Source organism: Arthrobacter sp. 754 (assembly GCF_040548695.1).
Taxonomy (GTDB): domain Bacteria; phylum Actinomycetota; class Actinomycetes; order Actinomycetales; family Micrococcaceae; genus Arthrobacter.
Genome location: NZ_JBEPSC010000001.1, coordinates 53,109 through 74,690 on the forward strand (window position 1 = coordinate 53,109; position 21,582 = coordinate 74,690).

Sequence of the window (21,582 nt, forward strand, 5' to 3'; positions counted from 1 at the left end):
CCGGATCCAATGACCGGGCAGTCCTAATAGTAGTCCCACCGCGCCCGGCGGACTTAATCAGCGTTACTCAGCCCGCGGTGGTCCCGGTCAGGGCCTGGCGCCGGACGGAGGCGATGCGCTGGATGACCGTGACGAGGCTGGCCATGGCCAGCAGCCCGAGCGTCACCAGCAGCACAACCGGGGGCAGTCCGAGGCCGGTGAATCCGGTGACCACCAGCACCGAAACGAGCCGTTCCGCGCGTTCGGCGATGCCCACGTTGGCTGTGAATCCGAGGGACTCGGCTTTGGCCCGCGCATAGGAGACCACCATGCCCAGCACCAGGCAGAGCACCGCGGCGACGGCGATGGCGTAGTCTGCGCCCCCGGTAAAGAACCAGATGGCGACGCCGGCGAAAAGTGCACCGTCCGCGATCCTGTCCAGGGTGGAGTCCAGGAAGTTGCCCCACCGCCCTTCGGTGTCCCGCATCCTGGCCATGATTCCGTCCAGGACGTCGGAGAAGATGAACGCGGTGATGAACAGCGTCCCCCACCAGAGCTGGCCGAGGGGGTAGAAGACCAGGGCGCCGGCTACTACGCCGACGGTTCCAATGACCGTGACGGCGTCGGGCGAAACACCGATTTTCAGAAGCCAACGGGCAAGCGGGGTGAACAGCGCGGTGAAGAACCCGCGCGCGTGCTTATTCAGCATCCGTCTCCCCGGGCCAGGCCTCGGCGACCTGCTGGCGGACCTCGTCAAGGGTCTGCGTGATGGCCTTGGTCTGGGCAATGATGGGAAAGAAGTTGCCGTCGCCGCCCCAGCGCGGAACTATGTGCTGGTGCAGGTGCGCTGCGATCCCCGCCCCGCCCACCACGCCCTGGTTCATGCCGAGGTTGAAGCCGCCCGGGTTCGCCACCTTGCGCAGGACCTTCATGGCCGTCTGGGTGATCTCGGCGAACTCTGCAGTTTCCTCGAGTGTCAGGTCCGTGTAATCAGGGACGTGCCGGTACGGACAGACCAGGAGATGGCCCGGGTTGTACGGAAAGAGGTTGAGAACCACGTAGCAGGTCTTCCCCCGGTGGACGATGAGGGCTTCCTCGTCGCTCCGCCCGGGTCCTACACAGAACGGGCAGTCATCCTCATTCTTGAACTGGTGCTGGCCGCCCTTGATGTAGGCCATCCGGTGGGGAGTCCACAGGCGCTGGAAAGCGTCCGGCACGCCCGCGAGATCAAAGTCATCGGTCACGCCGGCATCGCCTGGATATCCAGCGCCTGTGTTCTCTTGCACAGTGGTCTGTCCGTTTCCGCTAGCTGGTCCGGTTACGGACGGCTTCTGTGATCCGCTTGACTGCCTCGGCCACCGGTACGCCGTTGTCCTGGCTGCCGTCACGGAAGCGGAACGACACCGCTCCGGCCTCGGCGTCGTCGCCTCCCGCGATCAGGACAAAGGGGACCTTGTCCTTGCTGGCGGTGCGGATCTTCTTGGGGAACCTGTCCGAGGACGTATCGACCTCGGCACGGATCCCCGCCGCCTTGAGCTGGTCAACGACGTCGAACATGTACTCGTTGAAGGTCTCGGCCACCGGGATGCCCACCACCTGGACCGGTGAAAGCCATGCGGGGAATGCCCCGGCGTAGTGCTCGGTGAGGACTCCCATGAAGCGCTCGATGGAACCGAAGAGTGCGCGGTGGATCATCACCGGACGCTGGCGGGTGCCGTCAGCCGCCTGGAATTCCAGTTCGAAGCGCTCCGGGAGGTTGAAGTCCAGCTGGATGGTGGACATCTGCCAGGTCCGGCCCAGGGCGTCCTTTGCCTGCACGGAAATCTTGGGGCCGTAGAACGCGGCTCCGCCCGGATCCGCAACCAGTTCCAGGCCGGATTCCTCGGCCACTTCAGCGAGGGTCCTGGTGGCTTCTTCCCAGGCGGCGTCTTCGCCGACGTACTTCTCCGGGTCCTTGGTGGAAAGCTCCAGGTAGAAGTCGTTCAGGCCGTAGTCCTTGAGCAGGTCCAGGACGAAGTTCAGGGTCTTGGTGAGTTCGTCCTTCATCTGATCGCGCGTGCAGTAGATGTGGGCGTCGTCCTGGGTCATGCCCCGGACCCGGGTGAGGCCATGTACTACGCCGGACTTCTCGTAGCGGTAGACCGCACCGAATTCGAAGAGGCGCAGGGGCAGTTCGCGGTAGGAGCGGCCGCGCGCACGGAAGATCAGGTTGTGCATGGGGCAGTTCATCGGCTTCAGGTAGTAATCCTGGCCGGGCTTGCGCACGGTGCCGTTCTCATTGAGTTCAGCGTCCACGTGCATGGCCGGGAACATGCCCTCTTTGTACCAGTCAAGGTGGCCCGAGACTTCGTACAGGTGGCCCTTGGTGATGTGCGGGGTGTAGACGAACTCGTAGCCTGCGTCGACGTGGCGCTGCCGGGAGTAGTCCTCCATCTCCTTGCGGATGATGCCCCCCTTGGGGTGGAAAACGGGCAGGCCTGAGCCAAGCTCGTCCGGGAACGAGAACAGGTCCAGCTCCACGCCAAGCTTGCGGTGGTCGCGGCGTTCAGCTTCGGCGATCCGTTCCTGGTAGGCCTTCAGTTCGTCCTTGGTGGGCCACGCCGTACCGTAGATCCGCTGCAGCTGCTGGTTCTTCTGGTTCCCCAGCCAGTAGGCCGAGGAAGAGCGGGTCAGCGCAAAGGCGTTGGAGATCAGCTTGGTGTTGGGCAGGTGCGGGCCACGGCAGAGGTCGCACCAGATGCTCTCCCCGCTCTTGCGGTCCACGTTGCCGTAGATGGTGATGTCCCCGGCGCCAACTTCGACGTTGACCCCTTCGCCCGCTTCGGCGGCTTCGTCCTTTTTGCCCAGGAGTTCGAGTTTGTAGGGCTCGTCCTTCATCGCCTCACGGGCTTCGTCCTCATTGACGACGCGGCGGACGAACTTCTGGTTCTGGTTGACGATCTTGAGCATCATCTTTTCGAGGGTCTTGAGGTCCTCGGGGGTGAACGGCTCGGCGACGTCGAAGTCGAAGTAGAAGCCGTCTGTGATGTACGGGCCGATGCCCAGCTTGGCGTCCGGCCGCAACTGCTGCACTGCCTGGGCCATGACGTGGGCTGTGGAGTGCCGCAGGACGTTGAGCCCGTCGGGAGAACCGATGGTGACGGCCTGGATTTCGGCGCCCTCGGGCAGTTCCTGGTCCAGGTCCTTCAGCTCGCCGTTGACGCGGGCCACAACGACGTCGCGGCGCTCAAAGAAGAGTTCCGCACCGGTTGTCCCGGTAGTCACCTTGGTCTCTTCGCCATCGACGATGAGGGTGATCTGCTGGGCATCTGACACGGGTGTCTCCTATTCAAAGTTTAGGCTTCATAGCTTGTGGCATACGGGGACCACAGCCAGCCATCGTCAATGCTATCGGTTTCCCGGGAGGCCGACCAACGGGACCCGCGGGCCCTCAGCCGCCCATCCCGGTAATTGCCAGGCTCCGGCTGATCCCGTCCAGAGGGTGTGGAACGTCGGCTGTCCGGGGCAGTGAGGCCGGAAACGGCAATGTTTCAACCCGGCTCAGGTCCCACGCCATGTTGGCACTCAGGCTGATTCCCCGCGGACCTGTCCTCCTGGTGGTGCCGCGGATCAGCAGCAGCCTGGTCCCGAACAACAGGAGCCCCGCCTGTTCCTGGGCTTCATGGAAGAACACCGAATCAATGCAGCCGGTGCCGTCATCGATACTGATGAAAACCACCCGGCGTCCGCCACGCATGGGCGGGGTCTGGGTGGCGATCCGCACCCCTGCCACCAGCACCTCAGTTCCGTTGCGCAGGCTTAGCAGTTTGTCCGCGGTGGTGACCCCTAGCCGGTCCAGCATTGGCCGGTGGCTGTCCATCAGGTGCCCGCTGACATCAATGGCCATCAGGTCCAGCTCTGCCCGGACATTGTCCACCAGGGTAGGCGCCGGGAGCCCTGGCTTGAGGTTCCGCAGTTCCACATCCCCCAGTGGCAAAGACAGCTGGCCTTCCATGACATCGTGGCCTTTCCGGGTTCCGCCCGCGGACTGCAGTTTTTGCAGATGCTGGACGAGGTCTGCGCGGTTGGCTGCACCTCCGGAATCACGGTGCAGCGAATCAAAGGCACCGAGCTGGGCGAGCCTTTTGATGGTGGGCTTGCTTAGCCTGGACCGGGCCCGCAGGTCAGCCAGGGAGTCGTAGGGCTGGCCGGCGACAATCCGTTTGAGCTCGGCCCCTGAGAGTCCGTAGATGCCGTTGAGGCTCAGCCTGATCCCCAGCTTGCCGGTATCCGGCCCGGCCGTGACACGTTCAACCCTGTACTCCGCGTCGCTGCGGTTGATGTCCAGCGGAAGGACGGGAATCCCCAGCCTCCGGGCTTCTGCCACCAGCAGCCGTTTCGGGTACATGCCGGGATCGTGTTCCCACAATCCGGCCAGGAAAGCCTCAGGGTGGTGGGTTTTCAGCCAGGCCGACTGGTAGGTGGGCACGGCAAATGCGGCTCCGTGGGCTTTGCAGAAGCCAAAGCTGCCAAACGCTTTAAGGGTGCCCCAGACCTTATCCACCACTTCGGGGGTATAGCCCTTTGCCCTGGCTTCCCTGCGGAAAAAATCTTCCACTTTCAGCTCGAGGACTTCATTGCCCAGCGCCCGGCGGAACTCATCCGCCCGCGCCAGCCCGCAACCGGTCATGACATCGAATGTCTTGAGGATCTGTTCATGGAAGACAGTGACTCCATGGGTTTCCTGAAGCACCGGTTTCAGGTCAGGGTGCGGATAGACCTCCGGAGCGAACCCGTGCCGGTGCTCCAGGAAAGGCCGGACCATGTCGGACTTCATCGGACCGGGCCGGAACAGCGAAATGTCGATGATGAGGTCATTGAACTCACGCGGGGCCATCTTGCCGATCAGCTCACGCTGTCCGGGTGACTCGATCTGGAAACAGCCAAGGGTGTGGGTGCTGCGGATCAGTTCGTAGGTTGGTTCATCGTCCAGCGGCACCGCGTTGAGATTGATCATGCCATTCGCGGCGATGTAATCCGGCCCTGTCCCGTCGGAACCCAGGGGATGGCTGCCCGCGGCAACAACTTCAGCTTTGGATGGATGGATCCGGATCACTTCCCGGACGGCAAAGGCCATGGCACTTTGCATCCTGACCCCCAGGACATCGAGCTTGAGCATGCCCATGGGATCCATGTCGTGTTTGTCGAACTGGCTCATGGGCAGGCCCAAACCGCTGGGCTGGACGGGGGTCCGGTCCAGGAGTGTGGCGTCGCCCAGGATCACTCCGCAGGGGTGCATGGAAATATGGCGGGGCAGCCGGTCCAGCCGTTCCGTCAGGTCCACCAGCAGATCAAGCTGCTGGTTTTCGGCATAGTCCCGCTGCTCCACCCGGCCGGCAAATTCCCTGAGCTCAGGCTTCTCCACCAGGGCTTCACGGAATTTCCGGGCCGAAAATCTCCACAGTTGCTTGGCGATTTCCCCGACATCGCCTTCGTCCATGCCCAACGCCATTCCGGCATCACGGACCGCACCACGGGCGCGGTATCCGTTCTGCATGCTCATCAGGGTTACCCGCTCGGCGCCGAACCGGTCAAAGATCCTCCGGTAGACGTTGTGCCGCTCAGCGCTTTCGACGTCGATGTCAATGTCCGGCAGGGTGGCGCGGTCCCGGGAAAGGAACCGCTCAAAGATGAGGTCATGCTGAAGCGGGTTAACGTGGCTTACCTCGATCAGGTAATTGACCAGACTTGAGGCTCCGGAACCACGCGCGGCCGCCCTGACTCCCATGTCCTGGATCATCCGGGAAACTTCCGCAACGGTGAGGAAGTAGGAGGAGAACCCAAGATTCCGGATGATGCCAAGCTCGTGATCAAGCCGGTGACGCATCTCCTTATTTGCAGAGCCTGTAATCCCGGGGAACCGGCGGCCGATTCCAGCTTCGCAGCGCTGCACCAGTTCCCGGTGCGGGTCCTGGCTGATTCCAATCACTGAGGCTTCAGGGACCACAGGCTGTTTCCACCCCATGTCCGTCACCGGATCAATCCGGCAGAAATCGGCGAGCGCCTCAGTCTGTGCCATCAGCTGTTTGAGGTCCGCCGTTCCGTAACCTGCAGCATTGATGATTTCCTTGCCCAGCTGAAGCATCTGCCCTGCTGATTTCAGCCAGCCCTGGCCGTTGGGCTGGAGCAGCGGTTCGGCCGCTAGTTCCGGCAGGGACTTCAGCGTCCGGGCGGAGTCGAGTACGTCAGCTGTGGCAGCGCCGTCCTCGGCGCAGTAGCGGACTGCATTGGTCAGCACGGCCGGGACCCGGTGTTCTTCCGCGAGCTTCAGCATGCGCACCGCATGGGAGGTACTCAAGGGCGCTCCGGGGGCACTGAGCTGGGAGACCACCTCGGCAACCAGCGTTCCGGCAGGCATGGTCTCGACCCAGAGCTTGAAAAGTGTGCGCGGCAATAGGTACCGCCTGCCGCCCATGGCCCGGCCGACGTCGGAATCCGGTCCGATCAGGACGGTCAGCACAGGCTTCAGGGTTTTTGGGTCAAGCGTGCGTGAGGCGAGTTCGGCGCGGGTGACAGCCACCGGCACCGCTCCCCCGGATTTGCCGGATGTGCGGGCATGGGCATCAGAGACCAACCGGCACAGGGCGCGGTAGCCTGCCCCGTTGTTGTGGCCACGGGCGAGCACCACCACCCTGCCGGCGAGCTGGGTGCGGTGGTCGCCGTCGTCGTCGAAGACCGCAAGGTCAACTCCCACCACAGGATCTATGCCGGCAGCCATACAGGCTTTGAGGTGTTTTACGGTGCCGTAAAGGCCGTCCCTGTCAGTGCAGGCAAGCGCAGTTGCGCCGTCAGCGGCTGCGGCCTGGGCCAGCTCATCAGGCCAGGAAACGCCGTAGTGCGCGCTGAAGGCGGTGGAAACGTGGAGGTGCGTGAAGGTCATGCCGTTTTGGGCCGGAGTGCGTCGTGGATCCGCAGCAGCCTCCAGCGGCCGCTGCTGATGTGCCTGGTGAGGTCCAGGGTGAGCGGTTCTGCGGCATCCCGCCGGACGTCCTGCACCTGGACGCGCCAGATCTCGTGATCCACCAGCCCGGGCCCGCTGCCGAGGGGTGCGCGGCTTTCCTCAGCCCACCATTGACGGCGTTCATACCACCGTGAAGGTTCGGCGCATACCGTGTAGTGCCGACCGGCCCACTGGAGATCCAACGGCTGGCCGGCTGGAGTGCAACGGACCTCCACGGACTCGCTGAACATACCCATGGGTGCCTCCCGGAGCGGCTGATACAGACGTTCACAACAATTCGTTCGAATATGTGTTCGAACAAATCCAGTCTACGCCGGTGCCCTGACAAAACCTAGACGGGGGTGGACGGACGGCCAGCAGGAGGGCAGGATTGTGCCATGAGCTCCCATGACGCACTCCTCAAGCACGTAAGCATCAAAGCCCAGGACAACACGCTCGTGGCCAACTTTGATATCGACGGCAACATACCGGGCGCGGGTGCGTACGTTGTGGGACTGGTGGCGTCGAGCCCTGACCATTCATCACAAAGACGGCTGGGTATTGAATTCCTGAACGGGGAGGCAATCGCCTTCTACTCGTTCTGCCATGACCAGACCACCGAGGAAAATTACGACCTTTCCGGAGTGTCCCACTCGGGCAACACCATCACGGGAAACTTTCCCATGGCAGCCATTCAGGGCCTGGGCAAAGGGCACTTCATGACAGCGTTCAGCGAGGCCGACGGCCGCGATTTCCAGGGGGGCTTCCCGGTCGAGGAAGCACTGTAAAGAGACCGGCTTTAGCTGGTCTCTTTGTGTACCTTCATTTCGAGTTCGATGAAGCCTGAAATCATGGCCCGGTAGGTTGATTCCACGATGTCCGGGTCGATGTCCTTCTTTTCGGCAGCGTTCCGTACATGCTCGATCACCCGTTCCACCCTGCCGGGAGCCCTGACTTCGGCGTCGTCGCCTTTCAGGGTTCCGGCGATCCGGATCAGCCGTTCACGCCGCGCGATCAGGGTGACGATCTGGTCGTCCACCTCGTCCACCGCAATGCGCACGGCAGCGAGCTGTTCCTTGTCGGCCAAAGCGTCCCGTTCGTTTCCTTGTATTGTCGCCATGATCTGACAGTATCGAAGCATGCAGCCCAGAGTCGACTTCATCTCACTAGGTGTTCGCAGCGTTGAGGCCTCCCGCCGGTTCTATGCGGAGGGCCTCGGCTGGCCCATCCACCGCGAAATTCCGGGCGATGTGGTGTTTATCCAGGTCAACCACGGCCTGATGCTTTCCCTGTGGGATGCCAGGCAGATGCAGGCCGAGGCAGGGGTGGACGCCCCCGGCGCTGTCCCGTGCATCACCCTCAGCCACAATCTGGCCAGCCATGAGGAAGTGGACCAGGTCCTGGCCGACGCGGCGGCTGCCGGCGCCGCCATCATTGCCGAGCCCGTCACGCAGCCGTGGGGAGGGTACAGCGGCTATTTCGCGGATCCGGACGGCTTCCGCTGGGAAGTTGCCTACAACCCCACTTGGGCAGTGGACGACGGCGGCGGAGTCACCGTTTAGCGGCATCCCGCCTTAGAAGAGTGCCTCCACCGGCCGGATGAGTTCGGGGGAATTGTTGCGCACGTTTCCCACCTCCCGGCCTACCGAATCAACGTGCCAGTCCGCAGCCACGTCCTTCACATGGGCACGGACCAGGTCCACGAGGAATGCGGCATCGTCTATCTGCGGGTCGATCCAGGACTCCATCGTGGCCCGGTCCATGGGCAGCGGCACACGGTCATGCAGGGCAGTAAGCCTGCCGAAGACAGTCGACTCCGCGCCCGGCGGCGGGGTGTCTGCCGTCAGGATGGAGGTGGAGAGCAGCCACCGTCCGGGATCGTCCTCTGATTTGGACGGGTCCTTCCACCATTCGTACAGGCCGGCGAACACCAGGCCGTTCCCCTCGCCCGGGTGGACGTAGTAGGGCTGCTTGGCTTTGCCCGTGCCCTGCTTCCACTCGTAATATCCGTCCGCGGGAACGGCGCAGCGGCGGGACTGGACGGCCTTGCGGAACGCGGGCTTTTCCAGCACCGTTTCGCTCCGGGCGTTGATCATTTTGGAGCCGATGCCGGGATCCTTGGCCCAGGACGGCACCAGTCCCCAGCGGGCCACATGCAGCTGCCGCACCGTCGAGTCGTCCTTCAGGCGCTCCAGCACAATGGGAACATCATCGGTTGGCGCCACATTCCAGGACGGCGGCAGCTCGACGTTCTCCTCCAGCTCCGCGTCGAATTCCGCCAGCAGGTCCCCCACGGCACGTGCCATCACATAGCGTCCACACATGGCTTCAGCATGCCATCCCTGCAGTGCACTGTCATCCGGCCCCACCCGCATCGGGGAATACCCCGGTGCGGGTTACCGTTGACGGGAACGAAACCCCCAACGATTTCAGGAGAGCTCCGTGGACTTTACCCCCGAAGACGGCACCATCACCATGTTTTCCACCACCTGGTGCGGCTACTGCAACCGGTTGAAGAAGCAGCTTGACGCGCAGGGCATCGGCTACACGGAAATCAACATCGAGGAAGTCGACGGCACGGCCGAGCTTGTGGAGCAGCTTAACGGCGGCAACCAGACCGTGCCTACCGTGCTCTTCCCGGACGGCACCTCCGCCACGAATCCCTCCTTGGCGGAGGTCAAGAGCCGTCTCGCGGCCTAGCCCCCGCCGGCACATGTGGTAGACAGAACGGGACCAACATCCGTGTTGGTCCCGTTCTGTCTATCTGCATTAAGGGAGCCTTCCGTGGTCCATAAAGTCAAAGGTGTCGTAGCCCGTTCCAAGGGCGCCCCGGTCACTCTGGAGACCATCCTTGTTCCGGATCCGGGACCGGGCGAGGTGCTGGTGGACATCCTGACCAGCGGCGTCTGCCACACAGACCTGCACTACAAGCTCGGCGGCATCAGTGATGACTTCCCGTTCCTGCTCGGCCATGAGGCTACCGGGGTGGTCAACGCGGTGGGCCCCGACGTCACGAACGTGGTTCCGGGTGACCGCGTGGTGCTGAACTGGCGGGCCGTCTGCGGCAACTGCCGTGCATGCAGGCGCGGCCAGGCCCAGTACTGCTTCAACACGCATAACGCCACCCAGAAAATGACACTTGAGGACGGCACCGAGCTGTCCGCGGCACTGGGCATCGGGGCCTTCACCGAGAAGACGCTCGTTGCCGCCGGCCAGTGCACCAAGGTAGATCCCGACGCCGATGCTGCCGCGATCGGGCTGCTCGGCTGCGGCGTGATGGCGGGCATTGGCGCCGCCATCAACACGGGCGGGGTCAAACGTGGTGACTCGGTGGCTGTGATCGGCTGCGGCGGCGTGGGCGTGGCTGCCATCGCCGGTGCCGCGCTTGCGGGCGCAACCACCATCATCGCGGTGGACATCGACGCGAAAAAGCTGGAGCGCGCCAAGGAGCTCGGCGCCACCCACACGGTTGACTCCTCCGAAGCCGATCCGGTGGAGAAGATCCGCGAACTCACCGGCGGCTTCGGCGCTGATGTGGTGATCGACGCCGTCGGACGCCCCGAAACGTACAAGCAGGCGTTCTACGCCCGCGACCTCGCCGGCACCGTTGTGCTGGTGGGCGTCCCCACCCCGGAGATGACGCTGGAACTGCCACTGCTGGACGTGTTCGGCCGCGGCGGATCCCTGAAGTCCTCCTGGTACGGCGACTGCCTGCCGTCCAGGGACTTCCCCATGCTCATCAGCCTCTACAAACAGGGCAAGCTGGATCTCGATGCCTTCGTCACCGAACGGATCACCATCGACCAGGTGGAAGAGGCTTTCGACAAGATGCACTCCGGTTCGGTCCTGCGGTCGGTGGTGGAACTGTGAGCCTCCGGATCGACCGTCTGGTGACCTCCGGAACATTCTCGCTCGACGGCGGCACGTGGGACGTTGACAACAACGTCTGGATCGTAGGCAACGACGAGGAATGCGTGGTCATCGATCCGGCACACGACGCGAAGGCCGTTGCCGCCGCGGTGGGCGGCCGGAAGCTCAAGGCGATCCTGCTGACCCACGGCCACGACGACCACATCCGGTCGGTGGGTGACTTCCGGAACCTCGTCAACGCCCCGGTCCACCTCCACCGGGCGGACTGGATGCTCTGGCGCAGCGTGTATCCGGAGGTGGACCCCGACGCCGGTATCAGCCACGGCGACGTGTTCGAGGTGGCCGGCGCAAAGCTGACAGCCCTGCACACTCCCGGGCACTCGCCGGGTTCGGTGTGCTTCCACCTCGCGGAAGGCCCGGACGGCGAAAGCACCGTCTTCAGCGGCGACACCCTGTTCCAGGGCGGCCCCGGAGCCACGGGCCGGTCCTACAGCGACTTCCCGACCATCATCGAGTCAATCCGGACCTGGCTGTTGCCCCTTCCGGCCCAGACCGTGGTCCGCACCGGCCACGGCGACACCACCACCATCGGCGCGGAAGCTCCGCACCTTGAGGAATGGATCGCCCGGGGCCACTGACCGGCAGGCCACGACTGCGGGCCCGCCAAACAGCCCGCCAACGTTGCGGGCTACGCCTCCCCGCCGTTCAGACGGGTATAGCTGCTGAAGTCAGCGTTCCGGAGGGAGGTGTGGCCCGCGTACGCGGCGATAACGGCGTCCTCGACATCGTGGACCGTCAGTCCCGGCACGAGGTCGTTGGCCGCACCGGCGGTGGCCGGGTCCCAGTCCAGCCCCAGGGCCGCGTAGCTGTCGGTGAGGACCCTGCGGATGGGTGCAGAGTTCTCAACCACTATGACGGAGCTGAAAAGCCAGCCGCCGCTCACCACGCGCTGTGCCGTTCCCACGAGTTTGATCCGGTCCGCCGGATCAGCCGGGCGGATGCCGTGAACGCTGAACTCCCCAGGGCAGTACTCCCCCGGGATCTCGCCGACCGCGGCGTGCACGCCAACGCTCCGCAGGGTATCGGCCAGCAGGTCGCCGAAGAAACTGAACCTGTTTTTGGAGCCGGCAATCGCATCAGTTTCGGGCTCCACGTGATCCACCACCAGTGTGCCCTGATGGTAGGCGGCGGCACGCCCGCCGGCCTTCCGCACCAGGGGTTCAAAACCGAGGTCCCGGCAGGCCTGGGCGGCTGCCTCGAAGCCGGGGAGGCGGGTGTCCCGCTGGCCAAAGGCGACGGTGGGAACCGGACGGTACAGCCTCAGTGTGGGTCCGATGCTGCCGGTCCTGGCCCGGGTCAGCAGCTCAAGCCCGAATTCCAGGTCCCGTGCCGCGCCCAGGGAACTGTCCTGCCGCACCACGGTGAGCGTCCGGGGTCCCGACTGGCCCTCCTGCATCTTGCTAAGCTCCCTCATGGTCATATTGCAATTCCTCGTTGTTGCCGTTGCATTCGCGGCCATTGACGCCGTCTGGCTCAAGCTCATGAACCCGTTCTACCGGAGCCACATCGGTGACCTGCTGGCAGACAAGCCCCATTTAGGGTACGCCGTGGCCTTCTATGTCATTTACATAGCGGGGATTGTCTTCTTTGCCCTGCGGCCGGCGCTCGACGGCGGCAGCTGGCTGACCGCCGTCGGCTATGGGGCGGCGCTGGGCGCCTTCGCCTACGCGACCTATGACCTGACGAACGCCGCCACCCTCAAGACCTGGCCGCTGCAGCTCATCGTTGTGGACATGCTGTGGGGCGCGGCCCTGACCGGACTGTCCACCCTCGCCGGCTGGCTGGTCTTCCGCAGCACCTGACATACAGCTGCGGTTGGCCCGCCGCGGCCGCCCATGTGGATAGACTCAGGAACTGGTCCCACCCGCCAATCCTCAGGAGAGGTCATCCACTGATACGAGTCATTAGCTACAATCTCCGGAATCACCAGGCCAGCGGGGAACTGGTTGATCTGGCCCAGGATTTCCAGGCGGACGCGCTCTGCCTGCAGGAGTGCGATACGACCAAGCTGCCCGACACAGTCGGGCCGCTGCATCTCGCGGATGCCACCAAGGGCAACCGCCTTGGCCTGGCCATCTACTACCGGCGCGAGCGCTTTACGGCGTACGAAACGAAGACCTTCGCGCTGAAGAAGTCACTGCATGACATGGTGCTGGCGCCCGCGCACGAGCGCCTCATCGGCACGCGGGTGCGGGACAACGAGACGGACCACGAACTTGTGATTTCCTCCTTCCATGCTTCCCCGCTGACGGCCACGAACTCGCTGCGGCGCAACCAGATCCATGCAGCCCACGCGGAACTGCTGGGCATGGGAACTGGCCTGATGACCCTGATGGTCGGGGACTTCAACTACCCGCTCTTCACCAGGAACCTCACCGAACACCTCAAGAATTCCGGCTATGAGCTCTCCCTCAGCAACCGCCGGACCTACACGCGGTACAAGGTTTTCAAGGGCCACTTTGACTTCGCCACTTCGCTGGGACTGGACATAGAGAACGTCGAAACCCTGCCCCGCGGCGCCTCCGACCACCTGCCCATCCTGGTCACCGCCGAATACGGTCAGGAGTCCACTCCGGCCCAAGACCCGCCGGCACCCTGACCACCTACTCCGGAGGCCCGGATTGCGCAGCGACTGGATTGACAAGGCCGTCCCGGCCATTGGCGTGGCACGCCAGTACCGGCTCTCCTGGCTGAAGTCTGACCTCGCTGCAGGCGCCGCACTGAGTGCGGCGCTGATTCCTGCGGGTATGGCCTATGCGGAAGCGTCCGGGCTCCCGGCGGTGACGGGCCTGTACGCGTCGGTGGTCCCCATGTTCTTCTACGCCCTGTTCGGTCCGGCCCGGGTGGTCATTGTGGGACCCGACTCGTCGCTGGCGCCGATGATCGCAGCGGCCATCCTGCCCCTGGCCGGCCGGGACCCCGAACACGCCGTGGCACTGGCGGGCATGCTGGCCATCCTGATCGGCGTCTTCCTGCTTGCCGGCCGGATCCTGAAGCTGGGATTCGTTACGGGCCTGCTCTCCAGTCCTATCCGGATCGGGTACCTCAACGGCATTGCCCTGACCGTGATGGTGAGCCAGCTTCCCCGACTGCTGGGGATTTCAGTCGATGCCGATTCTTTGGTTGGGCGCGTTGGCGCGACAGCCGGTGCGGTCGCACGGGGCGAAGTCAACCCTGTGGCCCTGGCCTTCGGTGCCGGAACGCTGGGGGCAATAATTGCCATGCGCCTTCTGCCCTGGAAGATCCCGGGCGTGCTGGTTGCCGTGGCCGCGTCCATCGCGGCTGCAGCAGCGTTCAACCTGGCCGGCGAACTTCCGGTGGTGGGCGCCCTGCCCGCCGGCCTGCCATCGCCTGCCCTGGGCGGAATCAGCATCGATGACATCCTGTCGCTCGTGGCCCCGGCAGCGGGTATTGCCCTTATCGCCTTCGCCGACACCTCGACGCTTTCCAAGAGCCTCGCCGCGCGCCGTGGGATCAGGGTCGACGGCAATCACGAAATGGGAGCCCTGGGCATTGCCAACGCCGCGAGCGGACTGCTGGGTGGATTTCCCGTCTGCGGCAGTTCCTCCCGCACCCCCATCGTCCTCGATGCCGGGGCCCGGACCCAGTTCAGCGGCATCGTGGCCGCCGCCATCGTGGTGGTCTTTATGGTGGCGGCGCCCGGAGTGACTGCCTTCCTGCCCACCGCCACCCTTGCCGCGGTGGTGATGGCGGCTGCCTCATCGCTGGTTGACGTCAAAGCACTCTTCCGCCTGATCAGGATGAGCAAGACCGAGACCCTGCTGCTGATCGCCGCATTCCTGGGCGTAGCATTTGTCGGGGTCCTGGAGGGAATCGTGGTGGCAATCGGCCTGTCGCTGATGGCCTTTGTCCGCCGCGCCTGGGATCCCTACCGCACCGAGCTGGCTAGCCTGGACGACGTTCCCGGCTTCCACGACCTTGGCAGGCATCCGGAAGGCCAACGGGTCGAAGGCCTGGTCATCGCCCGCTTTGACGCGCCGCTGTTTTTCGCCAACGGCGAGGTCTTCACCGAACACATCCGCGCACTGGTGGCCGCCGCCCCGACGCCCGTGCGCTGGGTCATCGTCGCCGCCGAACCCATTACGGATCTGGACACCACAGCTCTGGACGAGCTCGTCCAGCTCGACGACGAACTGGCGCAGCAGGGCATCAGCCTGGTCTTCGCTGAAATGAAGGGGCCCGTCAAGGACAGGCTGACCCGCTTCGGCGCCGCCGCGCGGTTCACGGCCGACCACTTCTACCCGACCATCCACAACGCGGTGCGCAGCTACAAGAGGGAAACGGGCCTCGACTAGGACCTGCGAGTGTCAGGACCTGCGCAGGGTCAGGATCTGTTCGGCACGCCCGAAGGGGCCCTTCAGGTCATGCAGGACGGTGGAGGTCAGCCCGATGCCGTCAGCACCGAATGACACCGCATTGTCCAGGCCCAGCCATTCGCCCCCGGGCCTGCGGTACATATGGATCTGCAGGTCCAGGTTGGGGAACGCGTAGCTGTCCTTTCCCGGGGGGACGCGGGCGGCGATCCCGTTGGCGGTGTCCACCAGGCCAATGAGCCGGGCCAGGTCACCGCTGTCCGCCTTGTCCGTCAGGGGATGTTCGGTGCGCAGCCAGACCTTGCCGGCTCCGGGCCTGTGGCCATCGGCGGCGAGCATTTCCAAGGACCGGATATAGCCTCCGGGCCAGACACTGGCGCCGTCGTAGGGTTTGCATTCGTCCGGCGCGGGAATGGCGGCGTCCTCGGTGGCGGCCACCGCGGCAGTGTCACTGGTAACCATCCGCCATGCTGTGGCCCGGATGGCGACCCTGGCGCACGCCACAAGTTCTGCCTGCAGGAGTTCGATGGTCCGGCCCGGACGAAGGGTGGTGGTCTGGATCTGGAACTCTCCGCCGGGGATCAGCCCCAGGATCTCGTAGCTCAGCCGCGCCATCCGCATGTCCGTGCGGGGTTCATGGCGCTCGAGGCTGTCGGCAAGCAATCCCGACGCCGGTGCCATGTGCTGCTCATGGACGTTCCAGGCGCCCTGCGCGTGGATGGTGGACCGGAAGCGGCCTCCCCCGAGCGCCTCGTAGTAGAAGTTGCCATCGGCCAGTTCCGGCAGATCCTTGGTCAAAATTGGCCCTTCCTGTGGTACCGGGTGAATGAGGATTAACTGTACCTGTGTGGCCGGGGCTTAAGCGGAAGCCACGAAATGCGGGCGCAGGGGAACCCGGCCTAGGTAGACTCAAACCTGGTCCTGTCAGCAACCCTCTGAAGAGGTGTTCCACGAATGCGCGTCATCAGCTACAACCTTCGCAAGCACAAGGCGAGCGGCGAACTCCTCGCCCTTGCCCGGAATTTCGACATTGACGCACTCTGCCTGCAGGAGGTGGATTCCAGTGATCTGCCGGCAACACTCGGCCCGCTGCACCTTGCGGACTCCACCAAGGGCAACCGGCTGGGACTCGCCATTTACTACCGCACCAGCCGGTTTACGGCCTTGGACACGCAGTCCTTCGCCTTGAAGAAATCGATGCACGACAGGGTGTTGGCGCCAGCCCATGAACGGCTGATCGGCACCCGCGTGGTGGACAACGAAACCCAGCACGAACTGGTAATCGGCTCGTTCCATGCCGCGCCGCTCACCGCGTCGAACTCACTGCGGCGCAAGCAGATCCACGCTGCCCATGCCGAGCTTCTCAGTATGGGAAGCGGCCTGATGACGCTCATGGTGGGCGATTTCAACTATCCGTTCTTCACCAAGAACCTCCACACCCAGATGAAGGAAACGGGATACGCGCTGTCCCTCAGTGACCGCCGAACCTACACCCGGTACAAGCTCTTCAAGGGCCACTTCGACTTTGCCACGTCGTTGGGACTGGATATCGAAAGCGTGGAAACCCTGCCGCGCGGCAAGTCCGACCACCTGCCGATCCTCGTCAGCGCCGAATACGGCCAGGACTACTGACGGAGCGCCGCGGCAAGCTCCAGCATCCGCGGCCGGAGCCCGGGCCAGGACCTTGCGAAGCCGGGGTGGAGTTCCTTTCGCTGCACATCCGCCACCGGAATCCAGCTGAGTTCGAGGCTTTCGGGGTCGCTGATCACAGGCTCAAACGGCCGGGCCACGTGCACAACAACAGTGGTGTAGGACCAGTAGCCGATGTCCAGCACGGAACTGAACAGGACTTTGACATCCGCGGCCGGAACGGCGGCTTCCTCGTAGGCTTCACGAAGGGCACCCGTGACGGCATCCTCGTCCTGGTGCAGGGCCCCGCCGGGAAGCCCCCAGGTCCCCCCGTTGTGGCTCCATAGGGCCCGGTGCTGGAGGAGGACGCCCTTGGCGGGGTCATACGCCAACACCCCGGCGGCACCGAACCTCCCCCAGAACCTGCCGTGGACACCTTCCACCCACGCGTCACCGGGATCGCGCGGACCGGTCAGCGGGGGCCTGGATTGGGCGTTAGCACCGTCAAAAGTGGCAGCCAGGGAATGATCCATGACTCCAGTCTGACAGGTGCCCTCCCCTGGCGCAGCGGACCGCCGCGCCGGCCGCTCAGCTTCCGTGTCCGCGCTCGACGGCGAAGTCGCCGCCGGGGTACATCACAGTTTCGTGGCCGTCGTCAAAGCGGACCAGGTACGGCGGGTGGCCTTCCTGGCCCCTGACTTCCATAATCACCCCATGCCGGTCCGAGGCCCCTACGGTCCTCCCATGGACGATGATCCTGTCACCCTGCGCTGCCTCCATGGCAATCACCTCCCAGCCCTAGGTTACGACTGACGGCACAGCTGGAACAGGGGTGAACAGCTTGGATTGGTGCCGGGGTTGGCAGGTGCCCTCCTCATTGCCTAGGGTGGGACCCTAAGCATGCTTAGCTTTCTTGGTTTGGGCGAACCGCCTGCCCGTTGCAGCCGCAGTCAACAGGAGGAATACCATGACGGATCAGTACACCTTCCGGAACCCCGTGACGGCCTATGAGAAGATTTCGCCTCCGGAGCAGCACCAGCCAGAGCCCGGCCTGGATGCGGAGCTTAAGCCCAAAGCAGACCTGGGCGAGGAGACCTACCGCGGGACCGGCCGGCTCGAGGGGCGCAGGGCCATCGTGACCGGCGCGGACTCCGGAATCGGAGCTGCGACAGCCATCGCTTTCGCCCGCGAGGGGTCCGACGTCGTGCTCTCCTACCTGCCGCAGGAGGAAGAGGACGCGGCGCGCATTGCCGCCCTGATCGAGGCAGCGGGCCGAAAAGCCGTCAAAGTTCCCGGCGACCTGAAGGACCCCGCGGCGTGCCAGGAACTGGTGGACACCGCCGTCGCGGTCCTGGGCGGAGTGGACATCCTGGTCAACAACGCCGGGAAGCAGGTGGCACAGGAGACCCTTGCTGACATCACCGATGAACAGTTCGACCACACGCTGAAGACCAATCTCTACGCGATGTTCTGGCTCACCAAAGCGGCGCTTCCGCACCTGCCGGCCGGATCGACCATCATCAACACCACGTCCATCCAGGCGTGCAACCCCTCTCCCACACTGGTGGACTACGCCACCACCAAGGCGGGCATCAACAACTTCACGAAAGGTCTGGCCCGGCAGCTGGCGCCCAAAGGCATCCGCGTCAATGCTGTGGCCCCCGGTCCCATTTGGACGCCGCTGCAGGTCAGCAGCGGCCAGCCGAAGGAAGATCTGCCGGGCTTCGGGCAGTCAACTCCCCTGGGCCGCGCAGGCCAGCCCGCCGAGCTCGCCCCGGCCTACGTGTTCCTTGCCTCCGCCGAGTCCAGTTACGTGGTTGGCGAAACGCTGAACGTGAACGGCGGCACGCCCTCGCCCTAGATGCGGCAGGGCGACAAAAGACCGACGGCGGCGGCGTGCTCCAGCAGAGGGGTGCACCGCTGCCGTTGTTTACCGGCCCGTCTCAGCCACGGTCACCGGCGAGCAGCGCATCGGTGGCGGGATCAGGCTCGCCGTCGAAAAACTGCGCCAGCACTGTCTTGAAGACAGTCTCACCGGGAGCCGCGCGCAGGAACAAAGTCATGGAGGAGTGCAGCTTCCTGGCATCGATCCCGCCTAGGATCTCCGTGGCCGGCCGGCCGGCGTGGGTGGCCATGGCTGCCGCGCACTCCAGGAGCCGCGGCCCCAGGACTTCGTGCTTCAAATAGGCCTGCGCTTCCGGAAGCGAGGTGATGGCGTACCTGACGGACGTCGGGCTGGTGCCAAGCCCGGCGAACTGGGGAAAGATGAACCACATCCAGTGGCCCGTCTTCCGGCCCAGCTGCAGTTCCGACAGCGCCTGGCCGTAGGTCCCGGACTCATCCTGGGCTTCAACAAAGCGTTCCAGGTTGTAGGGCTCACTCATATGTGTCTCCTTCTTTCAAGCGGTTCTGGCTGATCGGTTCGGGTTCCCCCCAGCGGTCCCGGCAGTATTCCCATCACTGTTCCCGGACGTCAGTGAAGCGGCGTGGCGGACCCACTCGTCCGGGTCCTGATGCCACCGGCCAATGACCGTTTCGGCCCGCTGCCGGTCCTTTCCCTCCAATGCGGCCAACAGCGGCATCACGACGTCTGCAATGAGCGGGGCCACCAGTTCGGCTGCGCGGGCAGTGCGGATGAAACCCTCGACCCGCGTCAGATCAGTATGCCGCAGCAGGCCGGCCTGCGACTGCAGGAGAACCACCGCCGCCAGCCGACGCTCAAACACCGGCCGCCGGCCAGGGCCTGGCTGACCCCAAAGAAGCGAGGCAAGGGCCGTCACTTCGTCGTGGTCAAGGTCCTTGAACTTCCGGCCCGCATCCCGGACCGTCCCGCGGATGGCTCCCACCGAAGCCCCGTAGGACGACAGCGCCCCGCCGACTCTCGTTTCGACGTCGTCGGCCCGGTACCACGAACCCTCGTTCTGCAGCGTGGCATCGATAAAGGCGGCGGCATCATGCACCTTCCCGTTCACGGCTTACCGTCCCTGGCGCCCGGCCGCGGCGTGGTTGATGCAGAACGGCGTCCAGGGCCGGGCCTCAAGGCGACCCTCGGCGATGGGCTGGCCGCAGACCGCGCACAACCCATACTTCCCGTCCGTGATCCGTTGAAGCGCGGCTTCAACAGCGGCGAGTCCGGAGGTGCTTTGGTTCAGCAGGGCGGATGCCTGGGACAGTTCGAAAGCAATGGTGGCACCCTCGGGATCGTGTTCGTCGTCCACATTGGAATCCTGGCGGGCGGCAGCGGCCGAGGAAATGTCCGCACGAAGCGCCGGCAGCAGCGCAAGCTTCCGTGCGCGCTCCTCCTCCAGAAGGAGCCGGAAACGTTCAAAGTCAGCCATGGGGAAAGCCTAGCCCGGACATACCCCGACTGCCGGCACTGTGAGTCCGGACAGGTCAGTACCAGTTATTGGCAACCGAGTGGCTCCAGGCACCGCACGGCGACCGGTACCTGTCCGCGATATAGGCCAAGCCCCATTCCACCTGCGTCCTGTAGCTGGTGAGCCAGTCGCTCCCGGCAGAGCTGTACTTTCCCGGGGGCAGCGCCTGGGCTATGCCGTAAGCGCCCGAGTACGGATTGGTGGCCGTGGTCAGCCAGTTCGATTCCTTGGTCCACAGCTGCGCCAGGCACGTGAACTGGTCCTGGCCCCACCCGAAGGCTGACAGCCGCCCGGATGCATAGCTCTTCGCCCCCGCCGGGTCATTGACTGCACCGCCCGGCACGGACGGTGCGACGACGACCGGAGGCGGGGCCGGCGTCGGGCCCGGCGCGGGTGCCGGTGCCGCCGGCGGCGGTGCGGCAGGTGCCACGGGCGGCGGTGCGGCGGGTGCCACGGGCGGCGGTGCGGCAGGTGCCACGGGCTGAGGGTTCACCGGTTTCTGCGCGGCTGCGAGGGCCGCTGCCTTCGCAGCCGCCTCTTCCTGACGGCGTGCCTGCTCTGCCGCCGCGGCGCGCTTCGCGGCCTGGGCCGTTTCGTAGGCGGCCTGGGCCGCCTGACCCTGCCGGAATTCCCCTTCCACCGCGGCGGTGGTGCCTTTGAGGGATGCAAGCTGCGCAGTGAGCTCCCCGCTGTGCTCCTGCTGCTCAGTGAGCTGCCGGGACATGGCCTGCTGAGCCGCCTGGGCCGCTCCGAGCTTGCTTTTCGCTTCCCCGGAGAGCCGCTCACGCTCCGCCCGGGCTGCCTTCTCCTGGTCCGCCAGCGCATGGGCCACCCGCTCGGCGGCTGCGGCTTTGGCCACCAGGGCGGCCGTTTTGTCACTGACGATCCTGACGACGTTCAGGCCCTGGATGCTGTTGGTCTGCACGGCATCCAGGGCTACGAAGAAGCCCATGTTGGTGCCGCCGGTCTTGTACGACTGGGCAGCCAACGCTCCGATTTCCCTCCTGTGCTGGTCCAGATCCGCGGTTGCGCGTGCGGTTTGGCCGGCAAGGATGTCCAGCCGGGACGTTGCGTCCTGAAGGGCCGCTTCTGCGACGGCGTACTCGGCGGCAGAGGTAACCGCAGCGCTTCCCAACTCTTCAGCCCGCGCCTGGAGGCCGCTGAGGAGGTCATTGATTTTGGTAACCTCCGCGGCTTTGCCGGCCTCACTTTGCCGGGCGTTCTGAACGTCCTGCCACGAGGGATAGCCGCCGGGGGCCGCGTCGTCGCCGGCGTGTGCCGGCAGCATCGATAACGAGGCGGCAAAGGCCACCGCCAGAGCACCTGCAAAGACAGGCCGCCTCACATTTTGAAA

Annotated in this window: 25 protein-coding genes; 10 read left to right on the forward strand and 15 right to left on the reverse strand. The window is 64.7% G+C overall.

Annotated features, from left to right (window positions below; translation table 11 throughout):
* Positions 1-67: 67 nt before the first annotated feature.
* The 5 genes from pgsA to ABIA70_RS00270 all read right to left on the reverse strand — a co-directional run bounded on the left by pgsA (position 68) and on the right by ABIA70_RS00270 (position 7,215).
* Positions 68-688 (reverse strand): phosphatidylinositol phosphate synthase, encoded by a 621-nt coding sequence (gene pgsA / locus ABIA70_RS00250; RefSeq protein ID WP_354145635.1) that lies wholly within the window; start codon positions 686-688, stop codon positions 68-70.
* Positions 678-1,265: an HIT family protein gene (locus ABIA70_RS00255; protein WP_354145636.1), complete on the reverse strand. Its 588-nt coding sequence runs from the start codon at positions 1,263-1,265 to the stop codon at positions 678-680. Before ABIA70_RS00255 ends, pgsA begins: the two co-directional genes overlap by 11 nt.
* A gap of 19 nt (positions 1,266-1,284) precedes the next feature.
* Entirely contained in the window at positions 1,285-3,294 is a 2,010-nt protein-coding gene (gene thrS, locus ABIA70_RS00260; protein ID WP_354145637.1) for a threonine--tRNA ligase, read from the reverse strand.
* A gap of 115 nt (positions 3,295-3,409) precedes the next feature.
* Complete coding sequence (locus ABIA70_RS00265; RefSeq protein WP_354145638.1) at positions 3,410-6,898, reverse strand: DNA polymerase III subunit alpha; 3,489 nt, start codon at positions 6,896-6,898, stop codon at positions 3,410-3,412.
* Complete coding sequence (locus ABIA70_RS00270) at positions 6,895-7,215, reverse strand: DUF6504 family protein (protein ID WP_354145639.1); 321 nt, start codon at positions 7,213-7,215, stop codon at positions 6,895-6,897. The genes ABIA70_RS00265 and ABIA70_RS00270 overlap by 4 nt, the downstream gene beginning before the upstream one ends.
* Positions 7,216-7,356: 141 nt before the next feature.
* On the opposite strand from ABIA70_RS00270, the gene ABIA70_RS00275 reads away from it, so the two are divergent.
* Positions 7,357-7,746, forward strand: a complete 390-nt coding sequence (locus ABIA70_RS00275; RefSeq protein WP_354145640.1) for a hypothetical protein — start codon at positions 7,357-7,359, stop codon at positions 7,744-7,746.
* An 11-nt stretch (positions 7,747-7,757) separates the two neighbouring features.
* On the opposite strand, the gene ABIA70_RS00280 is transcribed toward ABIA70_RS00275, so the two are convergent.
* Positions 7,758-8,078 carry a chorismate mutase gene (locus tag ABIA70_RS00280; RefSeq protein ID WP_354145641.1) on the reverse strand — a complete coding sequence of 107 codons (321 nt, stop codon included), beginning with the start codon at positions 8,076-8,078 and terminating at the stop codon, positions 7,758-7,760.
* A gap of 19 nt (positions 8,079-8,097) precedes the next feature.
* Here ABIA70_RS00280 and ABIA70_RS00285 point away from each other — a divergent pair, with 19 nt between their 5' ends.
* On the forward strand, positions 8,098-8,520 hold the full coding sequence (locus tag ABIA70_RS00285; RefSeq protein ID WP_354145642.1) for a VOC family protein: 423 nt from the start codon (positions 8,098-8,100) through the stop codon (positions 8,518-8,520).
* A 12-nt stretch (positions 8,521-8,532) separates the two neighbouring features.
* Here ABIA70_RS00285 and ABIA70_RS00290 read toward each other — a convergent pair whose 3' ends face one another.
* Positions 8,533-9,282 (reverse strand): SOS response-associated peptidase, encoded by a 750-nt coding sequence (locus tag ABIA70_RS00290; protein ID WP_354145643.1) that lies wholly within the window; start codon positions 9,280-9,282, stop codon positions 8,533-8,535.
* A 118-nt stretch (positions 9,283-9,400) separates the two neighbouring features.
* Between ABIA70_RS00290 and ABIA70_RS00295 the strand changes: the two genes are divergently transcribed.
* The 3 genes from ABIA70_RS00295 (at position 9,401) to ABIA70_RS00305 (ending at position 11,466) form a co-directional block, all read left to right on the forward strand.
* Positions 9,401-9,658, forward strand: a complete 258-nt coding sequence (locus tag ABIA70_RS00295; RefSeq protein ID WP_354145644.1) for a mycoredoxin — start codon at positions 9,401-9,403, stop codon at positions 9,656-9,658.
* An 84-nt stretch (positions 9,659-9,742) separates the two neighbouring features.
* Positions 9,743-10,828, forward strand: coding sequence for an S-(hydroxymethyl)mycothiol dehydrogenase (locus tag ABIA70_RS00300; protein WP_354145645.1), 1,086 nt, complete (start codon positions 9,743-9,745; stop codon positions 10,826-10,828).
* The gene (locus ABIA70_RS00305) at positions 10,825-11,466 is read left to right on the forward strand and encodes an MBL fold metallo-hydrolase (RefSeq protein WP_354145646.1); all 642 of its coding nucleotides are present in this window, start codon (positions 10,825-10,827) and stop codon (positions 11,464-11,466) included. The genes ABIA70_RS00300 and ABIA70_RS00305 overlap by 4 nt, the downstream gene beginning before the upstream one ends.
* A 50-nt stretch (positions 11,467-11,516) precedes the next feature.
* Here ABIA70_RS00305 and ABIA70_RS00310 read toward each other — a convergent pair whose 3' ends face one another.
* Positions 11,517-12,284: a lipoate--protein ligase family protein gene (locus tag ABIA70_RS00310; RefSeq protein ID WP_354146555.1), complete on the reverse strand. Its 768-nt coding sequence runs from the start codon at positions 12,282-12,284 to the stop codon at positions 11,517-11,519.
* Positions 12,285-12,300: 16 nt separating this feature from the next.
* Here ABIA70_RS00310 and ABIA70_RS00315 point away from each other — a divergent pair, with 16 nt between their 5' ends.
* From ABIA70_RS00315 to ABIA70_RS00325, 3 genes are all read left to right on the forward strand, one after another.
* Complete coding sequence (locus tag ABIA70_RS00315) at positions 12,301-12,690, forward strand: DUF2177 family protein (protein WP_354145647.1); 390 nt, start codon at positions 12,301-12,303, stop codon at positions 12,688-12,690.
* A gap of 92 nt (positions 12,691-12,782) precedes the next feature.
* Positions 12,783-13,487: an endonuclease/exonuclease/phosphatase family protein gene (locus tag ABIA70_RS00320; RefSeq protein WP_354146556.1), complete on the forward strand. Its 705-nt coding sequence runs from the start codon at positions 12,783-12,785 to the stop codon at positions 13,485-13,487.
* A gap of 22 nt (positions 13,488-13,509) precedes the next feature.
* Positions 13,510-15,204 (forward strand): SulP family inorganic anion transporter, encoded by a 1,695-nt coding sequence (locus ABIA70_RS00325; protein WP_354145648.1) that lies wholly within the window; start codon positions 13,510-13,512, stop codon positions 15,202-15,204.
* A gap of 12 nt (positions 15,205-15,216) precedes the next feature.
* On the opposite strand, the gene ABIA70_RS00330 is transcribed toward ABIA70_RS00325, so the two are convergent.
* Positions 15,217-16,020, reverse strand: coding sequence for a thioesterase family protein (locus ABIA70_RS00330; RefSeq protein WP_354145649.1), 804 nt, complete (start codon positions 16,018-16,020; stop codon positions 15,217-15,219).
* A 156-nt stretch (positions 16,021-16,176) separates the two neighbouring features.
* On the opposite strand from ABIA70_RS00330, the gene ABIA70_RS00335 reads away from it, so the two are divergent.
* A complete protein-coding gene (locus ABIA70_RS00335; protein WP_354145650.1) occupies positions 16,177-16,854 on the forward strand; it encodes an endonuclease/exonuclease/phosphatase family protein in 678 nt (225 codons plus the stop codon).
* Here the strand turns inward: ABIA70_RS00335 and ABIA70_RS00340 are convergent.
* Together ABIA70_RS00340 and ABIA70_RS00345 are read right to left on the reverse strand one after the other, a co-directional pair.
* On the reverse strand, positions 16,848-17,384 hold the full coding sequence (locus tag ABIA70_RS00340; protein ID WP_354145651.1) for an NUDIX domain-containing protein: 537 nt from the start codon (positions 17,382-17,384) through the stop codon (positions 16,848-16,850). The genes ABIA70_RS00335 and ABIA70_RS00340 overlap by 7 nt on opposite strands.
* Positions 17,385-17,439: 55 nt before the next feature.
* Positions 17,440-17,631: a DUF1918 domain-containing protein gene (locus tag ABIA70_RS00345; protein ID WP_354145652.1), complete on the reverse strand. Its 192-nt coding sequence runs from the start codon at positions 17,629-17,631 to the stop codon at positions 17,440-17,442.
* Between the two features lie 187 nt (positions 17,632-17,818).
* Between ABIA70_RS00345 and ABIA70_RS00350 the strand changes: the two genes are divergently transcribed.
* Positions 17,819-18,712 (forward strand): glucose 1-dehydrogenase, encoded by an 894-nt coding sequence (locus tag ABIA70_RS00350; protein WP_354145653.1) that lies wholly within the window; start codon positions 17,819-17,821, stop codon positions 18,710-18,712.
* A gap of 82 nt (positions 18,713-18,794) precedes the next feature.
* Here the strand turns inward: ABIA70_RS00350 and ABIA70_RS00355 are convergent, their stop codons facing one another.
* Genes ABIA70_RS00355 through ABIA70_RS00370 form a run of 4 tightly spaced genes read right to left on the reverse strand, consistent with a single transcriptional unit; the run spans position 18,795 to position 21,540 of the window.
* Positions 18,795-19,235, reverse strand: coding sequence for a DUF1810 domain-containing protein (locus tag ABIA70_RS00355; RefSeq protein ID WP_354145654.1), 441 nt, complete (start codon positions 19,233-19,235; stop codon positions 18,795-18,797).
* 15 nt (positions 19,236-19,250) lie between these two features.
* The gene (locus ABIA70_RS00360) at positions 19,251-19,823 is read right to left on the reverse strand and encodes a DNA alkylation repair protein (protein ID WP_354145655.1); all 573 of its coding nucleotides are present in this window, start codon (positions 19,821-19,823) and stop codon (positions 19,251-19,253) included.
* 3 nt (positions 19,824-19,826) lie between these two features.
* Entirely contained in the window at positions 19,827-20,189 is a 363-nt protein-coding gene (locus tag ABIA70_RS00365) for a TraR/DksA family transcriptional regulator (protein WP_354145656.1), read from the reverse strand.
* 55 nt (positions 20,190-20,244) lie between these two features.
* The gene (locus tag ABIA70_RS00370) at positions 20,245-21,540 is read right to left on the reverse strand and encodes an aggregation-promoting factor C-terminal-like domain-containing protein (protein ID WP_354145657.1); all 1,296 of its coding nucleotides are present in this window, start codon (positions 21,538-21,540) and stop codon (positions 20,245-20,247) included.
* Between the last annotated feature and the right edge of the window lie 42 nt (positions 21,541-21,582).